Here is a 1,000-nt window from a genome sequence, read left to right as displayed (position 1 = left end):
GTAGTCGGCCGGCGACCCGCCGTGCGGCGGGTTACGCTTTCGGAACAGGATGCGGGCCCGGTAGTCTTCGATGTCTTCCTGGTCGAGGCCGAGTGTGATCCCGTCGGCACCGACCGCGAATGTCGGCGCGGTGTCTCCTGTCCACGTGACGCCGGAAACAACCGCAAGCGGCGTCCCCGCCTCGGCGTTGCCGGCTTTGCCGTCGGCTGCCGCGATCACATCGAATGACAGTTCGCCGGCGCCGGTCAACGATCCGCCCGCCGTAGCCAGATAGATCACCCCATCGCTACGCGCGAACTGCGCCCCAGCTTCGATCGAGATCGCAGCGGCCGTGGTCGCAACCACCTTGCCGGGGCCGGCCGGCTGCGCGGATTTGATCGGCAACCCAAATTCAGCGCCATGCAGCAGCAGGCTGTCGAGATCCGGCGCGGTGTGGGCGAACTTCTGCCGCGAAATGTAGGACAGGAACCCCATCGCCTCGGACGTCATGCCGCCGATCACCTTGGCCGAGGCATAGACATTGTTCGGCCAGATCGAGGCGTCGGAGCCCTTCAAGTTGGCGCGATAGGCCGCGCGCGCCTTCTCCACCAGCTCGCGCAGGCTCTGGATGTAGAACGACATCAGGCAATCCCACTGGGCAGATGATTGAAATCCGGCGACGCTGGCGACGTCACAGACTGCCGCCAGATATCCTCGAATCGCTGGTCATAGATCCGCGCGCCGTCGCGGCCATAGATCTGAACCGCGAGATCGCAGCGGTTGATCGCAAACTGCGCCACCGCCTGGGCTTCGATCTTCGCTGCAGCCCCTTGGTCGATCAGCGGTTGCAACGCCTCGAGCGCGAGACGTTCCACCCACTGTCGGATCTCCTCGGTCAGCGGCGCGCGCTCGAACACCCACAGCAGCGAACCGAGCTCGGTCTCGTGAAGATCGGCTCGAACATCGACGCCATCGCCTGTCTCTTATACACATCTGACGCTGCCGACGAATTAGACCGTGT

Annotated in this window: 2 protein-coding genes; both read right to left on the bottom strand. The window is 64.3% G+C overall.

The genetic code is table 11. The annotated features are described in order from the left end of the window. The coding region (locus DYI24_RS27120; protein WP_205523719.1) for a baseplate J/gp47 family protein at positions 1–621 on the bottom strand (621 nt) is incomplete at its 3' end. Next, entirely contained in the window at positions 621–905 is a 285-nt protein-coding gene (locus DYI24_RS27115; RefSeq protein WP_502706390.1) for a phage GP46 family protein, read from the bottom strand. The genes DYI24_RS27115 and DYI24_RS27120, both read right to left, overlap by 1 nt. Between the last annotated feature and the right edge of the window lie 95 nt (positions 906–1,000).

This window comes from Rhodopseudomonas sp. BR0C11 (genome assembly GCF_010820945.1).
Taxonomy (GTDB): domain Bacteria; phylum Pseudomonadota; class Alphaproteobacteria; order Rhizobiales; family Xanthobacteraceae; genus Rhodopseudomonas; species Rhodopseudomonas palustris_H.
The sequence above is the reverse complement of the archived record's forward strand: the minus strand, read 5'-3'. Positions and strand labels throughout refer to the sequence as shown.